Source organism: Falsiroseomonas sp. (assembly GCF_051859025.1).
Taxonomy (GTDB): domain Bacteria; phylum Pseudomonadota; class Alphaproteobacteria; order Acetobacterales; family Acetobacteraceae; genus Falsiroseomonas.
In genome coordinates this window covers 698,934-713,750 of record NZ_JBHYGL010000001.1, presented here as the reverse complement: position 1 = coordinate 713,750, position 14,817 = coordinate 698,934, and the positions used below count along the sequence as shown (strand labels likewise).

Annotated in this window: 17 protein-coding genes; 5 read left to right on the top strand and 12 right to left on the bottom strand. The window is 69.8% G+C overall.

Annotated elements, in window-relative coordinates; all coding sequences use genetic code 11:
- Positions 1 to 10 precede the first annotated feature (10 nt).
- Genes cysE through ACTIE5_RS03540 form a run of 3 tightly spaced genes read right to left on the bottom strand, consistent with a single transcriptional unit; the run spans position 11 to position 2,355 of the window.
- Positions 11 to 673, bottom strand: coding sequence for a serine O-acetyltransferase (gene cysE, locus ACTIE5_RS03550; RefSeq protein WP_439548315.1), 663 nt, complete (start codon positions 671 to 673; stop codon positions 11 to 13).
- Positions 674 to 680: 7 nt separating this feature from the next.
- On the bottom strand, positions 681 to 1,712 hold the full coding sequence (locus ACTIE5_RS03545) for a cysteine synthase A (protein WP_439548314.1): 1,032 nt from the start codon (positions 1,710 to 1,712) through the stop codon (positions 681 to 683).
- Between the two features lie 13 nt (positions 1,713 to 1,725).
- Positions 1,726 to 2,355: a peroxiredoxin gene (locus ACTIE5_RS03540; RefSeq protein ID WP_439548313.1), complete on the bottom strand. Its 630-nt coding sequence runs from the start codon at positions 2,353 to 2,355 to the stop codon at positions 1,726 to 1,728.
- Between the two features lie 170 nt (positions 2,356 to 2,525).
- On the opposite strand from ACTIE5_RS03540, the gene ACTIE5_RS03535 reads away from it, so the two are divergent.
- The gene (locus ACTIE5_RS03535; protein WP_439548312.1) at positions 2,526 to 2,957 is read left to right on the top strand and encodes a VOC family protein; all 432 of its coding nucleotides are present in this window, start codon (positions 2,526 to 2,528) and stop codon (positions 2,955 to 2,957) included.
- Entirely contained in the window at positions 2,954 to 3,973 is a 1,020-nt protein-coding gene (locus tag ACTIE5_RS03530; RefSeq protein ID WP_439548311.1) for a DUF2891 domain-containing protein, read from the top strand. The genes ACTIE5_RS03535 and ACTIE5_RS03530 overlap by 4 nt, the downstream gene beginning before the upstream one ends.
- Positions 3,974 to 3,989: 16 nt before the next feature.
- Here ACTIE5_RS03530 and ACTIE5_RS03525 read toward each other — a convergent pair whose 3' ends face one another.
- The 6 genes from ACTIE5_RS03525 to ACTIE5_RS03500 are packed head-to-tail and all read right to left on the bottom strand — an operon-like array spanning position 3,990 to position 8,977.
- A complete protein-coding gene (locus ACTIE5_RS03525; protein ID WP_439548310.1) occupies positions 3,990 to 4,490 on the bottom strand; it encodes a GAF domain-containing protein in 501 nt (166 codons plus the stop codon).
- A complete protein-coding gene (locus tag ACTIE5_RS03520) occupies positions 4,487 to 5,383 on the bottom strand; it encodes a branched-chain amino acid ABC transporter permease (RefSeq protein WP_439548309.1) in 897 nt (298 codons plus the stop codon). Before ACTIE5_RS03520 ends, ACTIE5_RS03525 begins: the two co-directional genes overlap by 4 nt.
- Entirely contained in the window at positions 5,383 to 6,252 is an 870-nt protein-coding gene (locus ACTIE5_RS03515; protein ID WP_439548308.1) for a branched-chain amino acid ABC transporter permease, read from the bottom strand. Before ACTIE5_RS03515 ends, ACTIE5_RS03520 begins: the two co-directional genes overlap by 1 nt.
- The gene (locus tag ACTIE5_RS03510) at positions 6,252 to 7,457 is read right to left on the bottom strand and encodes an ABC transporter substrate-binding protein (protein ID WP_439548307.1); all 1,206 of its coding nucleotides are present in this window, start codon (positions 7,455 to 7,457) and stop codon (positions 6,252 to 6,254) included. The genes ACTIE5_RS03515 and ACTIE5_RS03510 overlap by 1 nt, the downstream gene beginning before the upstream one ends.
- Before the next feature lie 33 nt (positions 7,458 to 7,490).
- Positions 7,491 to 8,204, bottom strand: coding sequence for an ABC transporter ATP-binding protein (locus tag ACTIE5_RS03505; RefSeq protein WP_439548306.1), 714 nt, complete (start codon positions 8,202 to 8,204; stop codon positions 7,491 to 7,493).
- On the bottom strand, positions 8,201 to 8,977 hold the full coding sequence (locus tag ACTIE5_RS03500; RefSeq protein ID WP_439548305.1) for an ABC transporter ATP-binding protein: 777 nt from the start codon (positions 8,975 to 8,977) through the stop codon (positions 8,201 to 8,203). Before ACTIE5_RS03500 ends, ACTIE5_RS03505 begins: the two co-directional genes overlap by 4 nt.
- Positions 8,978 to 9,077: 100 nt before the next feature.
- Between ACTIE5_RS03500 and ACTIE5_RS03495 the strand changes: the two genes are divergently transcribed.
- Positions 9,078 to 9,638, top strand: a complete 561-nt coding sequence (locus ACTIE5_RS03495) for an HD domain-containing protein (protein ID WP_439548304.1) — start codon at positions 9,078 to 9,080, stop codon at positions 9,636 to 9,638.
- A 286-nt stretch (positions 9,639 to 9,924) separates the two neighbouring features.
- Here ACTIE5_RS03495 and ACTIE5_RS03490 read toward each other — a convergent pair whose 3' ends face one another.
- A complete protein-coding gene (locus tag ACTIE5_RS03490; protein WP_439548303.1) occupies positions 9,925 to 10,539 on the bottom strand; it encodes a nuclear transport factor 2 family protein in 615 nt (204 codons plus the stop codon).
- Positions 10,540 to 10,656: 117 nt separating this feature from the next.
- Here ACTIE5_RS03490 and ACTIE5_RS03485 point away from each other — a divergent pair, with 117 nt between their 5' ends.
- Entirely contained in the window at positions 10,657 to 11,643 is a 987-nt protein-coding gene (locus tag ACTIE5_RS03485) for a Bug family tripartite tricarboxylate transporter substrate binding protein (RefSeq protein ID WP_439548302.1), read from the top strand.
- A gap of 13 nt (positions 11,644 to 11,656) precedes the next feature.
- A complete protein-coding gene (locus ACTIE5_RS03480) occupies positions 11,657 to 12,262 on the top strand; it encodes a nitroreductase family protein (RefSeq protein ID WP_439548301.1) in 606 nt (201 codons plus the stop codon).
- Positions 12,263 to 12,327: 65 nt separating this feature from the next.
- Here ACTIE5_RS03480 and ACTIE5_RS03475 read toward each other — a convergent pair whose 3' ends face one another.
- Both ACTIE5_RS03475 and ACTIE5_RS03470 read right to left on the bottom strand, forming a co-directional pair.
- Positions 12,328 to 13,641, bottom strand: a complete 1,314-nt coding sequence (locus ACTIE5_RS03475) for an aspartate aminotransferase family protein (RefSeq protein ID WP_439548300.1) — start codon at positions 13,639 to 13,641, stop codon at positions 12,328 to 12,330.
- A gap of 29 nt (positions 13,642 to 13,670) precedes the next feature.
- Positions 13,671 to 14,816 carry a CaiB/BaiF CoA transferase family protein gene (locus ACTIE5_RS03470; protein ID WP_439548299.1) on the bottom strand — a complete coding sequence of 382 codons (1,146 nt, stop codon included), beginning with the start codon at positions 14,814 to 14,816 and terminating at the stop codon, positions 13,671 to 13,673.
- Position 14,817: the final 1 nt, after the last annotated feature.

Below are 14,817 nucleotides of genomic sequence, written 5' to 3'. Positions count from 1 at the left end.
CCGCCGGGCGCTACACCCCTTCCCGCTGCGCGTTCCTCAACGCGCCGAGTTCCGCGCGCAGCAACGCGATCTCCGCCCGCATGGCGGCCAGCTGTTCGCCGACGGGGTCCTCATCCGCCGTGGCGCCCAGGCCATAGCCGATGGAGGGGTCCTGGCAGGGCTGGCCGCGGGGCGGGCGGGCGGGGATGCCGACGACGGTGCAGCCGGGCGCCACGGCGGAGACCACCACGGCATTCGCACCCACGCGCGCGCCGCGGCCGACCAGGATGGGGCCCAGCACCTGCGCGCCGGCGCCGATCGTGACCTTGTCCTCGATCGTGGGATGCCGCTTGCCGGGCTGGCCGGAGAGGCCGCCCAAGGTGACGGAGTGGTAGATCAGCACGTCATCGCCGATCTCCGCCGTCTCCCCGATCACGACGCCCATGCCGTGGTCGATGAACAGGCGGCGGCCGATGGTGGCGCCGGGATGGATCTCGATGCCGGTCAGGAAGCGGGCGATGTGGGAGGAAAGGCGCGCCACGCCGCGCAGCCCCGCGCGCCAGAGCGCATGGGACAGGCGGTGCCACAGCACGGCGTGCAGCCCGGCATAGCAGAGCATCGCCTCCAGCCATCCGGGCTTCGCGGGATCGCGTTCGCGGATGGTGCGGGCGAGTTCGACGATTTCCAGCGCCATGGCGCCCTCACTCCAGCCAGGACGGCACGGGCAGGCCGCGTTCGCGCAGGAAATCCGGGTTGAAGAGCTTGGACTGGTAGCGCGCGGCACCGTCGCAGAGGATGGTCACCACGGTGTGGCCGGGGCCGAGGTCCCGCGCCACCTTGATGGCGGCGGCGACGTTGAGGCCGGCGCTGCCGCCGACGGAGATGCCTTCATGCATCTGCAGGTCGAAGACTTCCGTGAGCGCCTCGGTATCGCTGACATTGACGGCGTCATCGATGAAGTCGCGCGCGGAAGCGAGGTTGCCGGGGGCGCGGGCGGCCTGGCCGATGCCCTCCGTGATCGAATTGCCCTCCGCCTTGAAGGTGCCGCTGCGGACCCAGGAGGCGAGCGCGCTGCCATCGGGATCGGCCAGGGTGATGCGGATGCTGCCGTTGCGGGATTTCAGCGCGCGGGCGATGCCCGCCAGCGTGCCGCCCGTGCCGCAGGCGCAGGTGAAGGCATCCACCTGGCCATCGGTCTGGTCCCAGATCTCGGGGCCCGTCGTCGCCTCATGCACCGCCGCATTGGCCAAATTGTCGAACTGGTTGGCCCAGACGGCACCCATTTCCTCGGCAAGCCGCTTCGAGACATGGACGTAGTTGCCGGGATCGCTGAAGGGCTTGGGGGCGACCAGGCGGAGATCGGCGCCGATCATCCGGAGGTAGTCCAGCTTCTCCCGCGACTGGGTTTCCGGCACGACGATGACGCTGCGCCATCCCATGGCGTTGGCGGCCAGCGCGATGCCGATGCCGGTGTTGCCCGCGGTGCCTTCCACGATGGTGCCGGGCTGGCCGGGCACGAGCTGCCCGCGCGCCATGGCATCCTTCAGGATGCCGATGGCCGCGCGGTCCTTCACGCTGCCGCCGGGATTCATGAATTCCGCCTTGCCCAGGATCTCGCATCCCGTGGCCGCGGAGGCGCGCCGGAGCCGGATGAGGGGCGTGTTGCCGACCGCCCCCCAGAAGCCGTCAGCCACGCTGGATGGATGCGCCTGGCTTTCCCGCATGGTGGCCATGATCGCGTCCCCCCTACTTCACATCGACCCAGCGAAGGTAGGGCCGGTCCGTTTTCCAGCCCTGCGGGAACAGCGCCTTCGCCTGTTCGTCGCTGATGGAGGGCGGGATGATCGCCTTGCCGCCCGGGCGCCAGTTCACCGGCGTCGCCACCTTGGCGCGGTCGGTCAGCTGGAGGCTGTCGATGACGCGGATGATCTCGTCGAAGTTCCGGCCCGTGCTGGGCGGATACACCATGAACAGGCGCACCTTCTTGTTCGGATCGATGACGAAGACGGTGCGGACGGTGATGGAGGGATCGGCCTCCGGGTGCACCATGCCGTAGAGGGCGGCGACCTTCTTCTCCGGGTCCGCGATCATCGGGAAGTTGACGGCGGTGCCCTGCGTATCCGCGATATCGGCGTCCCAGCCGGCATGGCGGTCGAGCGTATCGACGGACAGGCCGATGACCTTCACGCCGCGGGCGTCGAATTCAGGCTTGAGGCGCGCGGTCTCCCCCAGTTCGGTGGTGCAGACCGGGGTGAAGTCCTTGGGGTGGCTGAACAACACGCCCCAGGAGGAGCCGAGCCATTCATGGAAGCGGATGCGGCCCTGGGTGGTCTCAGCCTCGAAATCCGGGGCTACCTGGCCGAGCTGGATGGTCATGGAACTGGAACTCCTGCCTGGGGCGTTGCCGCCTTGTGGGAGGATAAGGGCATTGCGGGGCATGGTTCCAACGGGCGGCGCGGGGGCGTTCCGGGGGCGCGCGGGATCGTGCATGCTCCGCGCGCATGGCCGCGCCGCTTGCGTTCCACGGGCGGGCCGGAAGGGAGAGAATGATGGCTTCGGACGATGCCGGCGGGGCAGGAATTTTTATCGAGCAGAATGTGGTCTGGCTCTACACGGAGAACCTCGACCGGCTTGCCGCCTTCTACCGGGATGTGATCGGGCTGAAGCAGGTGCTGGACCAGGGGATCTGCCGGGTCTTCCAGGTGAGCCCGACGGGCTTTCTCGGCGTCTGCAACAAGCCGGGGCGGCCGCTGGGGACCAAGGGCATGGTCTTCACCTTCCTGGTCGAGGATGTCGAGCGCGCCTACGAGCACTACAAGGCGCGCGGCATCGAGTTCGACGGCCCGCCGCATGTGTCGGGTGGCAAGACCGTCTATTCCTGCTTCTTCCGGGACCCCGAGGGCTACCTGCTGGAATTCCAGGAGTTCAACGATCCGCGCTGGCCCTACCCCGAGGGCCGTGGACCCAGGAGGGGATGAGGGCCGTGGCGGAGGTGCTGGACGAGGCGCTGGCGGAGCGGCTGGCGCGGATCGCGCTGGGTCATGTCGGGCAGGAATGGCCGCAGAAGCTGGACCATGTGCTGACGGGGCCGGCGGACCTGGTGGCGCCCTCCGCCCTGCATCCGGTCTTCCATGGCAGCTTCGACTGGCATTCCTGCGTCCATGCGCATTGGATGCTGGCGCGGCTGCTGCGGCGCTTTCCGGTCCTGCCGAGCGCGCCGGCCATCATCGCGCGTTTCGACGCCGCCTTCACGGAGGCGGGCGTGGCGGCGGAATGCGCCTACCTCGCCCGGCCATCCTCCCGCGGGTTCGAACGGCCCTATGGCTGGGCCTGGCTGCTGAAGCTGCAGGCGGAGCTGGACATGCTGCCCAACCCCGTCTGGGGCGCACGCCTGGCGCCGCTGGCGGAGGCTTTCGCGGCGCGCTTCCGCAGCCACCTGCCGATGGCGGACTATCCGTCCCGCGCCGGGATGCACACCAACACCGCCTTCGCGCTGATGCTGACGGCCGATTGGGCGGAGGCGCAGGACCCCGCGCTGCTGGCGCTGATCCGGGAGACGGCCTGGCGCTGGCACGGGGAGGACCGGGACGCGCAGGCCTGGGAGCCCTCCGGCGAGGACTTTCTTTCACCGACCCTGGTGGAAGCCGCCTGCCTGGCGCGGCTGCTGCCCCCTGCCCGCTTCGCGCCCTGGTTCGACCGCTTCCTGCCCTGGATCGGGGCGCGGCGGCCGGAATCGCTGTTCACACCCGTCCGCGTATCGGACCGGACGGATGGGCGCATCGCGCATCTGGATGGGCTGAACCTGTCCCGCGCCTGGTGCTGGCGCATCCTGGCGCGGACGCTCCAGGGCGCCGACATGCGAAGGGCGGTGATGGAGGAGAGCGCGGCGGCGCATCTCGCGGCCGCCATGCCGCATCTCGACGACCACTACATGGGCGGGCATTGGCTGGCCAGCTTCGCGCTGCTGGCGCTGGACGAGGTGGGGGGCGCGTAGAGCGCCCCCCGGCAGTTCAGCCCTCCGCGATCACCTTCAGCACGCCGGGCACGGCCAGCGCGGCGAAGTGCTGGGCCAGGGCGATGTCGTGGCTGCCGTACCAGCCGCGTTCATGCAGCAGGTTGATGGTGGCGATGCTGGACCCGTTCCAACGGACGGGGACGTTCAGCACGCTTTCGCAGCCGAGGCTGCGGATCAGTTCATGATCGTAGAAGACGTCGCTGATGTCGGCGTAGTTGTAGCCGATATAGGGCACGCCCTCCCCCAGCACCGTGTTGAACCAATGCGTCGGGTTGATCGGCTTGCGGCCGCCGATCGGGTAGGAATCCGGCATGTTGGAATAGTAGCGCTGGCTCTCATTCGCGCCGGGATGGATGACCAGGATGGTGAAGAGCTTGTGGCCGATGGTCGCGCCCATCGCCTGGTCCAGCGCGGCGAACAGCGCCTGGGGCTGGCCGGGCGCCGCGGTGGCGGCGACGACGGAAGCGAGGGCAGCGGTAGCGTCGGGGCGGGTCATGCCTTGGTTCTCGTTCTTTCGGGGATCAGTCCCTGCGGCCGGAAGCGCAGCAGCAGGATCAGGGTCAGCGCGATGGCGCCTTCCCGCAAGGCGGCCTTCTGCACCGGCGTGACGCCGGGGATCTCGGCCGCGATGAAGCGTGTGCCCTCGATGAGGGTGATGAGGAAGATCGCGCCGATGACGGCGCCGCGCATGGAACCGACGCCACCGGCCGTGAGCGCCAGGACGATGTAGATCGTCAGCAGCGGCGCGAAGCTCTCCGGCGCGATGAAGGCGTTGTAGTGGGCATAGAGCGCGCCGGCCGCGCCGAGCACCGCCGCACCCGTCACGAAGGCGCGGACCTTGAACCACAGCACCGGCTTGCCGGCGACGGCGGCGATGTCCTCATCCTCCCGGATCGCGCGCAGCACGCGGCCGAAGGGGGAATGGGAGACGCGGGAAAGCAGGTAGAAGCCCACCGCGACGGCGGTCCAGACGATGCCGAGGAAGATCAGGTTGAACTGCTGCGGAGAGACATCGCCGCGCCACGGGCCGGGGATGCCGCTGATGCCGTCCGTGCCGTTGGTCAGCCAGATCTCGTTGGAGGCAACCAGGCGGATGACCTCCGCGAAGCCGAGCGTCACGATGGCGAGGTAGTCGCCCCGCAGGCGTGCAACGATGAGGGCCATGATGCCGCCGGCGATGGCGGCGATGGTGGCGCCGGACAGCCAGCCCAGCGGCATGGGCAGGCCGGCCTTGGTGGTGAGCAGCGCGGAGGCATAGGCCCCGAGGCCGAAGAACCCGACCAGGCCAAGATTGACCATGCCGGTCAGGCCCCAGATCACGTTCAGCCCCAGCGCCATCAGCGCGTAGAAGCCGGCGAAGACCAGCATGGCGACGAGGTAGGCTTCCATCAGTTGCGCCCCCCGAGCAGCCCCTGCGGCCGGAAGGTCAGCACCAGCAGGATCGCCAGGAAGGCGGTGACGGTGCGGTAGGCGGGTTCGAGGATCACGCCGGCCAGTTCCTCACCCACGCCCACCACCATCGCACCCAGCGCCGCGCCGGGGATGGAGCCGAGGCCGCCGACGACGGCAGCCGCGAAGACGGAGAGCACGACGCGGAAGCCGGTCAGCGGATCGATCGACGTGTCGATGCCGATCAGCATGCCGCCCATGCCCGCCAGCCCCGCGCCGATGAAGACGGCGACGCGCGCGATGCGATTGGGGTCCACTCCCTTGATGTCCGCCAGCACGGGATTGTCCGCCACCGCCCGCATGGCGCGGCCGAGCCTGGTGAAGGCGAGCAGCGCGAAGAGGCTGCCGGCGGCGATGATGGCGTAGCCCGTATTCTGCAATTGCTGCGGGTTCACGCGGATGCCGTCGAAGCGCCAGTCCCGCAGGATCGCCAGATCATAGCCCTTCAGGTCGTTGCCGAAGAAGAAGCGGATGATGTTTTCCAGCAGGATGGTGATGGCGACGGAGGCGATGGCGACCGTCAGCGGCCCCGCGGGGCGGAGCGGCTTCAGGGCCACTTCCTCCGACAGCAGCCCCACCGCCGCCGCCGCCAGGAAGGCGATGGGCAGCGCGGCGATGACGGGCACGCCGAACTGCACATTCGCCACCCAGCCCGCGAAAGCGCCGAACGTACAGAAGCCCGCCACCGCGAAGTTCGGGTAGCGTAGCACCGCGAAGATGCAGTTGAACCCGATGGCGGGCAGCATCAACACGCTGCCCGCCATCACGCCATTCAGAAGGACCTGGGCGAGGTCGCGCCAATCCTCCATCAGACCAGTTCGAGCAGCCGGAAGCGCCCGTTCTCCGCCACTTCGTAGCGGAACTTCGTGCCCTGGATGTCGCCACGCTCGTCGAAGGAGACGGGGCCGGAAGCGCCCTCGAAATTCACGGCACGGCCGGCAGCGATCAGGCGGAGGCCGTCGGTGACGTTGTCGACCTTCTCGCCATCGCCCTGGCTGATCTTGCGGACATTGTCGCGGATGGCGGTGCCCGTCGCCTCACCGGCCTGGGCGGCGGCGAGGATCGCGAGCGTCGCGTGGTCGTTGGTCTGGGCGGAGTAGGGATCGACCTCCACATTGCCGAAGCGGTTCTTCAGGCGGTTGAAGGCGCCGCTGTCGAGGTCCGGGCTCGGCTGGAAGGTGATGAGGCCGTTCGTCACCTCATTCGGCAGGGACTGGAAGGTGGTGGCGTTGGCGGCATAGGCGAAGGTGAAGCGCCGGCCCTCGAACCCCGCGCGGAACAGTTCGCGCAGCAGGATCGTCACGTCGGGCAGGTAGCCGTTCAGCATGACGGTGTCGGAGCGGCTGCGCATGATCTGGTCGACTTCCGACCGGAAGGCGGTCTTGTCACGCTCATAGACGATGTAGCCGGAGACGGCGCCGCCGCCGGCGCGGAACTTCTCGACCATCACTTCCTGGCTGGACGCCGCGAAGGGGGATTGCGCGGCCAGGTGGAAGACGCGGCGGGTGCCCTTGGCCATCAAATAGTCGCAGGCGGTGCTGATCTGCAGCCGGCTGTTGGGCTGGGTGCGGAAGATGTAGCCCTGGTGCGGCAGCAGGGTGATGCTGTCGGCGCCGGAGACGGTGAAGAGGCTGACCCGGTTCTCCCAGCACAGCGGCGCGACGGCGGTGGTGCTGGCGCTGGCCCAGGTGCCGATGATGCAGGCGGCGCGATCGACGTCGATCAGCTTGCGGGCGCCGCGGACGGCGGCATCCGGGTTGGTCTGGTCGTCCTCCGCCACGACGCGGATCTGCCGGCCACGGATGCCGCCAGCGGCGTTGGCTTCCGCCACCACGCCCTGCACGGCGCGCAGCATGGCGGGGCCATAGGGGCCGCCCGCACCGGTCAGCGGCGGCAGGACGCCGAAGGTGATCGGCGCGCCTTGGGCTGCGACCTTGCCGCCGATGGCGAAGGTGGACAGCGCGCCGGCGGTGCCGAGCAGGGCCGCGCGGCGATTGAGGCTGAAGGTGGTCATCCCAGTCTTTCCCCTGTTGCTTGGTTGAATGGTTCAGCCGCCCAGGAACAGGCGGCGCACTTCCGGATCGGCGGCGAGCGCCGCGGCCTGCCCCGTGCGGGCGACGCGGCCATCGACGAGGACGATCCCTTCCTCCGCGATGGCCAGCGCTTCCAGGGCGTTCTGCTCCACCATCAGGATGGCGGTGCCTTCCTGGTGGATGGCGGCGATGCCATCGAACAGCGATTCCGCCGCCTTAGGCGAAAGCCCGGCCGAGGGCTCGTCCAGCAGCAGCAGCTTCGGTTCCACCATCAGCGCCATGCCCATGGCCAGGATCTGGCGCTGGCCGCCGGACAGCGTGCGGGCGGCGCGGCGGCGCTTTTCCGCCAGGATGGGGAAGCGGGTGAAGAGGCCCTCCACCCGGCGGGCGACCGTCGCGCGGGGCTCCAGGTAGCCGCCCATCTCCAGATTCTCCCGCACGGAGAGGCTGCCGAAGACGTTGGATTCCTGGGGGACGAAGGCGACGCCGCGCGCCGCGATGCCGCGGGGCGGCAGGCCGGTCAGGACCTCCCCCGCCAGGCGCACCTGGCCGGCCTTGAGCTTCACGAGGCCGGCGATGGCCTTGAGGAAGGTGGATTTCCCCGCGCCGTTCGGGCCGACGATGGCGGCCATGCGATGCGCGGCCAGGGTGACGGTAATGCCCTTCAGGATCTCATCCGCCGCGCCATAGCCGCCGACGACGCCCTCGGCTTCCAGCAGCGCGGTCACGCGTGCACCGCCCGGCGGCCCATATAGGCTTCCTGCACGCGGGGGTCGTTCGCCACCTGGTCGAAGCTGCCTTCCATCAGGGGCCGGCCCTCCGCCATGACGATCACGGGGTCGCAGAGGCTGGCGACGAAATCCATGTGATGCTCGACGATCAGCACCGTCATGCCCTCATCGCGAAGGTGGGCGATATGGGTCGCGATCTCGGCCGAGAGGGTCGGGTTCACGCCGGCCACGGGTTCATCAAGGATCAGCAGCTTGGGGTCGGCCATCAGGGCGCGGCCGATCTCCATCAGCTTCTTCTGGCCGCCGGACAGCGCGGAGGCCGGGTTGTCCAGCACCCGGGCCAGGTTCAGGCGGCCGGCGATGGCGCGGGCCTTCTCCTTCAACGCCTCCTCCCGCCGCTTCTGGGCGGGGGTGGCCAGGAAGGAAGTCAGGACCGATTCGCCGGGCTGCGCCTGGCCGTACAGAAGAAGATTCTCCAGCACCGTCAGGCGGGGGATGCCGCGGGCGATCTGGAAGCTGCGGACGAGGCCGGCGCCGGTGATGCGGTCCGGCCGCCAGCCCGTGATGTCCTGGCCATCGAATCGCACCGTGCCGGAATCCGGGCGGATGACGCCGGAGATGCACTGGAAGGCGGTGGATTTGCCGGCGCCGTTCGGGCCGATCAGGGCCGTGACCGTGCCGCGCCGGACCGTCAGGTCCAGCCCGGCCAGCGCCACCACGCCGCCGAAGCGGCGCTGCAGCCCGCGCACCTCAAGGATCGATCCCGTCATGGCCGCGGACGCTACACGGCCGGTTTACAAACAGAAAGCGGGTCATTTACGCGCGATGCTGCGGCGCGGCATCATGGGGCGACCGATGCAGGAGACGCCCATGACCCAGGACCCCCGCCTGGCCGCGATCGAGACGATGCTGGAGCATCGGGCGGACGGCAATTACGGCCTGCACGCCATCACCCAGAAGCAGCACGCCCTTCAGGCCGCCATGTTCGCGGAACAGCTCGGCTGCGCGGAGCCGCTGGTGGTGGCGGCCCTGCTGCATGATGTGGGCCATCTGGTCCATGACCTCGGCGACAACCCGGCCGAGGCGGGAATCGATGACCGGCATGAGGAGCTGGGCGCCACCTGGCTGGCGCGGCATTTCGGGCCGGAGGTGGCGGAACCGGTGCGGCTGCATGTCGCCGCCAAGCGGTTCCTCTGCGCGACGGAGGCGGACTATTTCAGCAAGCTGTCGCCGGACAGCGTGCTGTCCCTGTCGCTCCAGGGCGGGCCGATGTCCCCGGCCGAGGTCGCTGATTTCCGCGCCAACCCGCAGCACCAGGCGGCGGTGACGCTGCGGCGCTTCGACGAGCAGGCCAAGGTCACGGGGCTGGAGACGCCCCCCGTGGCGCATTTCCTGCCGATGGTGGCGCGCCAATTGCGGCCGGCAGCGTAGCCCGGGGCTCCGCCTTCGGCAGCGGCTTCCGCACCGCGGTTTCCGCTGCCGCCTGCGCCATCGTCGCGCCGCGCAACAGGCCCGAAGCGAGCAACCGCTCACGCCGGAAGTCCCTGTCAGTCATACCACTCGTCCTTCTCAACCCCGGGGCTTCCTGCCCCGCCCCGCCCCGAATGCGGGGCGGTGCCGCAACGCTTCTGCCAGGGCTTCGTGTCATCACCCCGGCAGGCGGATGACGCGAGGGTGACACGCGAAGGGCTTACGGAGTGTTGAGATCGGCGATGGCTTACTCCTCCCAGCCCGGGGCTTCGCCCGCCAGCCAGCGGCGGCCGGCGGCATAGAGGGCCTGGACCCGCTCCCCCTTCAGGCCCGGCATGTCGGTCTTCACCTCATAGCCGATCTGGGTCTGGAGATAGGCGAGGTGGCGGTAGCCCTCCGGGAAGCGGGCCAGGAGCGCGGGGTCCAGGCTGAGCTTCGCGGCCGGGTCCACCGGGTCCATCCGGTCCTTCTCATAGATCGGCTGGCGCAGGACGATGCCCCACTTGCCGTCGCGTTCCTCGATGAAGTCGTGGAAGCGGCCGGTGCAGACGACATCCACCAGCACGCCATGGACCTCCGCCCGCTGGCTGATGGTCATCTTGGTCTGGGCGATGGCGCGGTGGCCGTTCAGGTCCACGGAACAGCCGCCGAGGAAATGCAGGATCGACACGCCCTTGGCCCAGCCGGCCTTCGAGGCCTCGATGAACTGGGCGGCCGGGGCCTGGCACCAGGTGGCGAACATGCGGCCATCGCTGTGCCAGCAGGTGGCGAAGCGGTCCCAATCCCCGGCATCGCGCCAGACGGCCCAGTTCTGCACGAGTTCGGCGACCTGGAGGCGGCGGAGGAGAAGCGCGTCTGACATCGGGGGTGGGCTCCGGTGGTGGGGCGGACGGGATGTTTCGGCCTTGACGGCCCTGTCCCGTGCCGTAGGAGGACGCTTAACAAACGATTGCACGCCAATTGGCAAGGAGGTTCCGTCATGGCCCATTCCGCGAGCCTGTCCCGCCGCGCGCTGCTGGCCGCCGGCGCCGGGCTGATCGCCACCCCGGCCCTGGCCCAGCCGCGCTGGCCGGACCGCCCCGTGCGCTTCCTGCAGGGCTTCGCCGCCGGCGGCACGACGGACATCCTGGCGCGGCTCATCGCGCCTTCCATGGCGGCGGCCTTCGGCCAGCCGGTGGTGGTGGAGAACCGGTCGGGCGCGGGCGGGACCCTGGCGGCGGAGGCGCTGGCGCGGTCCACCGATGGCCACACGCTGATGCTGCTGAACAATGGCTTCGCCGTCTCTGCCGCGCTGTACCGCCGCCTGCCCTATGACCCGCGCGCCGATATCGAACCCATCGCCATGGTCGCCTCCATCGGCCTGGTGCTGCTGGCGGGTACGGGGCCGGAGGCCCCGACAGACCTGGCCGACCTGGTGCGGCGGGCGAAGGCGCGGCCGGAGCAGATCAATGTCGCCACCGTCGGCGTCGGCAGCACGCAGCATTTCGTGGCGGAAGCCATCCAGGCCGCGGGCGACTTCCGGCTGATGCACATCCCCTATCGCGGCACCCCCGCCGCCATCGTGGCGCTGCGCAACAACGAGGTGCAGGTGGTGAGCGAGACGGCCTCCGCCGTGCTCGGCCAGCTCCGCGGGGGCGAGGTGCGCGCGCTGGCCATCACCTCCCGCACCCGGTCCCCGCTGCTGCCGGAGGTGCCGACGGTAGCGGAGGCGCTGGGTCGTCCTGACTTCGATATCGAGACGTGGTATGCGATCGGCGCCCCCGCCCGAACGCCCCCCAGCGTGGTGGAGCGCATCACCGAGGTCGCGCGCGGCATGCATGCCGACACGACGCTGCGGGCCAGGCTCGGTGAGCTGGGCCTCGCGGCGCGGGAGCCCGGAACACCGGCCGAGACCAAGGCCACGGTGCATGCGGAAATCGCACGCTGGGCCGAGGTGATCGAGCGGACCCGCATGGAACGGCAATAGAGGACCTCCCCGCATGACCGACCGCAACGCGCCGACCGCCCACCCCATCCACCCGCTGATCGCGGGCCGCCACAGCCCGCGCGCCTACACCAATGCGCCGGTGACGGCGGAGCAGCTGGCCTCCATCCTCGAGGCTGGGCGCTGGGCGGCTTCCTGCTTCAACGAGCAGCCCTGGAACTTCGTGGTGGCGCGGCGGGATGCAGACCCGGAAGCCTTCGCGACGCTGCTCGGCCTGCTGGGCGCCTTCAACCAGGTCTGGGCGAAGGATGCGGGCGCGCTGGTGATCACGGTGGCGCGCAAGGTCTTCACCGGCAACGGCAACCCGAACGCCGTGGCGCTGTACGATGTCGGCCAGGCGGCGGCGAACATGGTGCTGCAGGCGGCGTCCATGGGCCTCGCCTCCCGCCAGATGCGCGGCTTCGATGTGGAGCGCGCGCGGGTGGAACTCGGCGTGCCGGCGGATAACGACCCCGTCTCCGCCATCGCCTTCGGCGTGCCGGGCGATGCGGCGAAGATCCTGCCGCCGGATGTGGCGGCGAAGGAAGGGCTGCCGCGCGTGCGGAAGCCGATCGGCGAGTTCTCGCATGTCGGGAAGTTCGGGGTGAGCTTCGGCGCGTAAGGGTCGCCCCCTCACCCAACCCTCTCCCCCTGGGTAATGCCCCTTGGGGGAGAGGGCTTTTCGAATCAGACCGCGGCGCGGATCAGGTCGGCGCGGATCTCGAGAAAATCGTCCATGGCGGCGAGGAAGCCGGCGCGTTCCTCCGCGCCCACGGCGAGCGACAGCGCGATCATGCCGCGGCGGGCGATGTAGAAGCCGCGGTCGAGCAGGTCGAGGAACAGCAACTCCTTCAGCGGCTGGTTCATGGCGCCAGCTTCCGCCGCGTTGCGGGGCGCGGCCTGGCCGAAATGGAAGGCCATCATGCTGCCGCGGCCCGTCACCAGCATCGGGACCTGGTGCCTCCGCGCCAGCGCGTTCAGCGCATCGCGCAGCGCGTCGCCATTGGCGTTGTGCGTGATGGCGACATCGGGGGTGTAGATCTCCGACAGCGCGGCGATGCCGGCGGACATGGTGAGGGTGTTGTTGTTGAAGGTGCCGGCATGGGGCACGGCATCCGGGCGACGCGGGTCGAAGATCGCCATCAGGTCCGCGCGCCCGCCGAAGGCGCCGAAGGACATGCCGCCGCCGACATACTTCCCCAGTGTCGTCAGGTCCGGCGTGATGCCCGTGGCTTCCTGGAGGCCCCCGGGGGCGAGGCGGCTGGTCATCACCTCATCGAAGATCAGCACGGCGCCGGTTTCCGTCGCGACATCGCGCAGCGCGCGCAGGAAGGCGTCCGTGGCGGGGATGCAGCCGCCACCGCCGAGCATGGGCTCCAGGATGATCGCCGCCAGATCGCCGGCATTCACGCGCGCCATCGCGACCGCGGCGTCGATGTCGTTGTAGGGGGCGAGGACCACCTGGTGCGGCACGTTAATGGGGTTGGTGGCGGCGCCGAAGGTCATCAGCCCGCCATGGTAGCCGCCCTGGAAGCCGAGGATCGTCCGGCGGCCCGTCGCGATGGTGGCGGTGGCGAGGGCCAGCAGATTGGCCTCGGTGCCTGAATTGGTGAAGCGAACCCGATCCAGCGACGGGAAACGGTCGCAGACCAGCTTGGCGAAGCGGCCCTCGAAGCGGTTATGGGCCGTCAGGTTCACGCCGGAATCGAGGGCGCGCATCACCGCCGCGCGGATGGCGGGATGCGAATGGCCGAAGAGGCCGGCGGTGAACTCCCCGATCATGCTGACGGTCTGGTGGCCGTCGATGTCGGTCAGCACGCAGCCTTCCCCCTTCTCCGCCGTGAAGGGAAAGGGGCCGTGGAACAGGACGGATCGCGTATTGCCGCCCGGCATGACGGCCAACGAGTCGCGATGCGCCGCGGCGCTGGCGGGCCGGGCGGCGGCGTAATGGTCCCGCGCCTCGACCAGCGCATCCTCGAGCATGGCGTTGCGGCCGGACATGGTGCGATCCCCTTCCAGAAGGGGAAAGCCTATTCCGCGGCGGCGCGGGCCGGAAGAGCGGCGCGGATGGCGGCGCCGTGTTCATCGAGGCGCGGTGCGGGGGTGCGCACGGCGGGCGGCGTGGCCGACAGGCTGAAGGGCGTGGCGAGGGTGGCGCGGATACCCTCCGTCGCGCCGGGGATCGTGGCCAGGACCTGCATCGCCTCGGCCTGGGGATGGGCCAGGGCCTCGTCGTAGCTGAGCACGGGTTCGGCGGGGATGCCGGCTTCCGCGAAGGCAGTCAGCCAGTGGTCGCGGGGCTTTTCCGCCATGCGGCCGGCGATGATGGTGACCAGGGCGGCGTTGTTGGCGACGCGGTCGGCGTTGGTGGCGAAGCGCGGATCGGCGGGCAAATCCGGCACGCCGATGATGGCGCAGAAGCGCGGCCAGAAATTCGCCTGGGCCGCGCCGACGGTCAGCCAGCCATCGGCGGCCGGAAAGGCGCGGTAGGGGGAGGTGCCGCGATGCGCCTGGCCAAGGCGTTCGGGCCGCGTGCCCAGCGCCAGCACATGCGCGGCCTCATAGACGCCTAGCGAGAGGGCAGAGGTGAAGAGGCTCGCCTCCACCCGCTGCCCCTGCCCCGTGGCGTGGCGGGCGTTCAGCGCGGCGAGGATGGCGATGGCGCAGTGCATGCCCGCCGTCATGTCGCTGATGGCGATGGGCAGGCGGTGGGGCTCGCCCTCCGCCGGGCCATTGCCGGCCATGAGGCCCGCCATGCCCTGCGTCATCAAATCGAAGCCGCCATGGCCGGCCCAGGGGCCGGTCTGCCCGAAGCCGGAGATGGAGGCGAGGATCAGGCGGGGATGCCAGGCGTGCAGCGCATCCCAACCCATTCCCATGCGGTCCAGAGTGCCGGGCCGCATGTTCTCCACCAACACGTCGGCCTGGGCGATCAGGGCGCGGAGGGTTTCCGGTTCCTTCTTCGCGTCCAGCACGATGCTGCGCTTGTTGCGGTTCCAGACATCGAAGGGAGCGGAGCGGCCATCGACGAAAGGGGGCATGGTCCGCGCCTCGTCGCCGCCCGGCCGCTCCACCTTGATGACATCGGCGCCGAGGTCGCCGAGCAGCATGGTGCAGTAGGGGCCGGAGAGATGCGTCGAGAGGTCGAGGACCGTGATGCCGGCAAGCGCAGACATC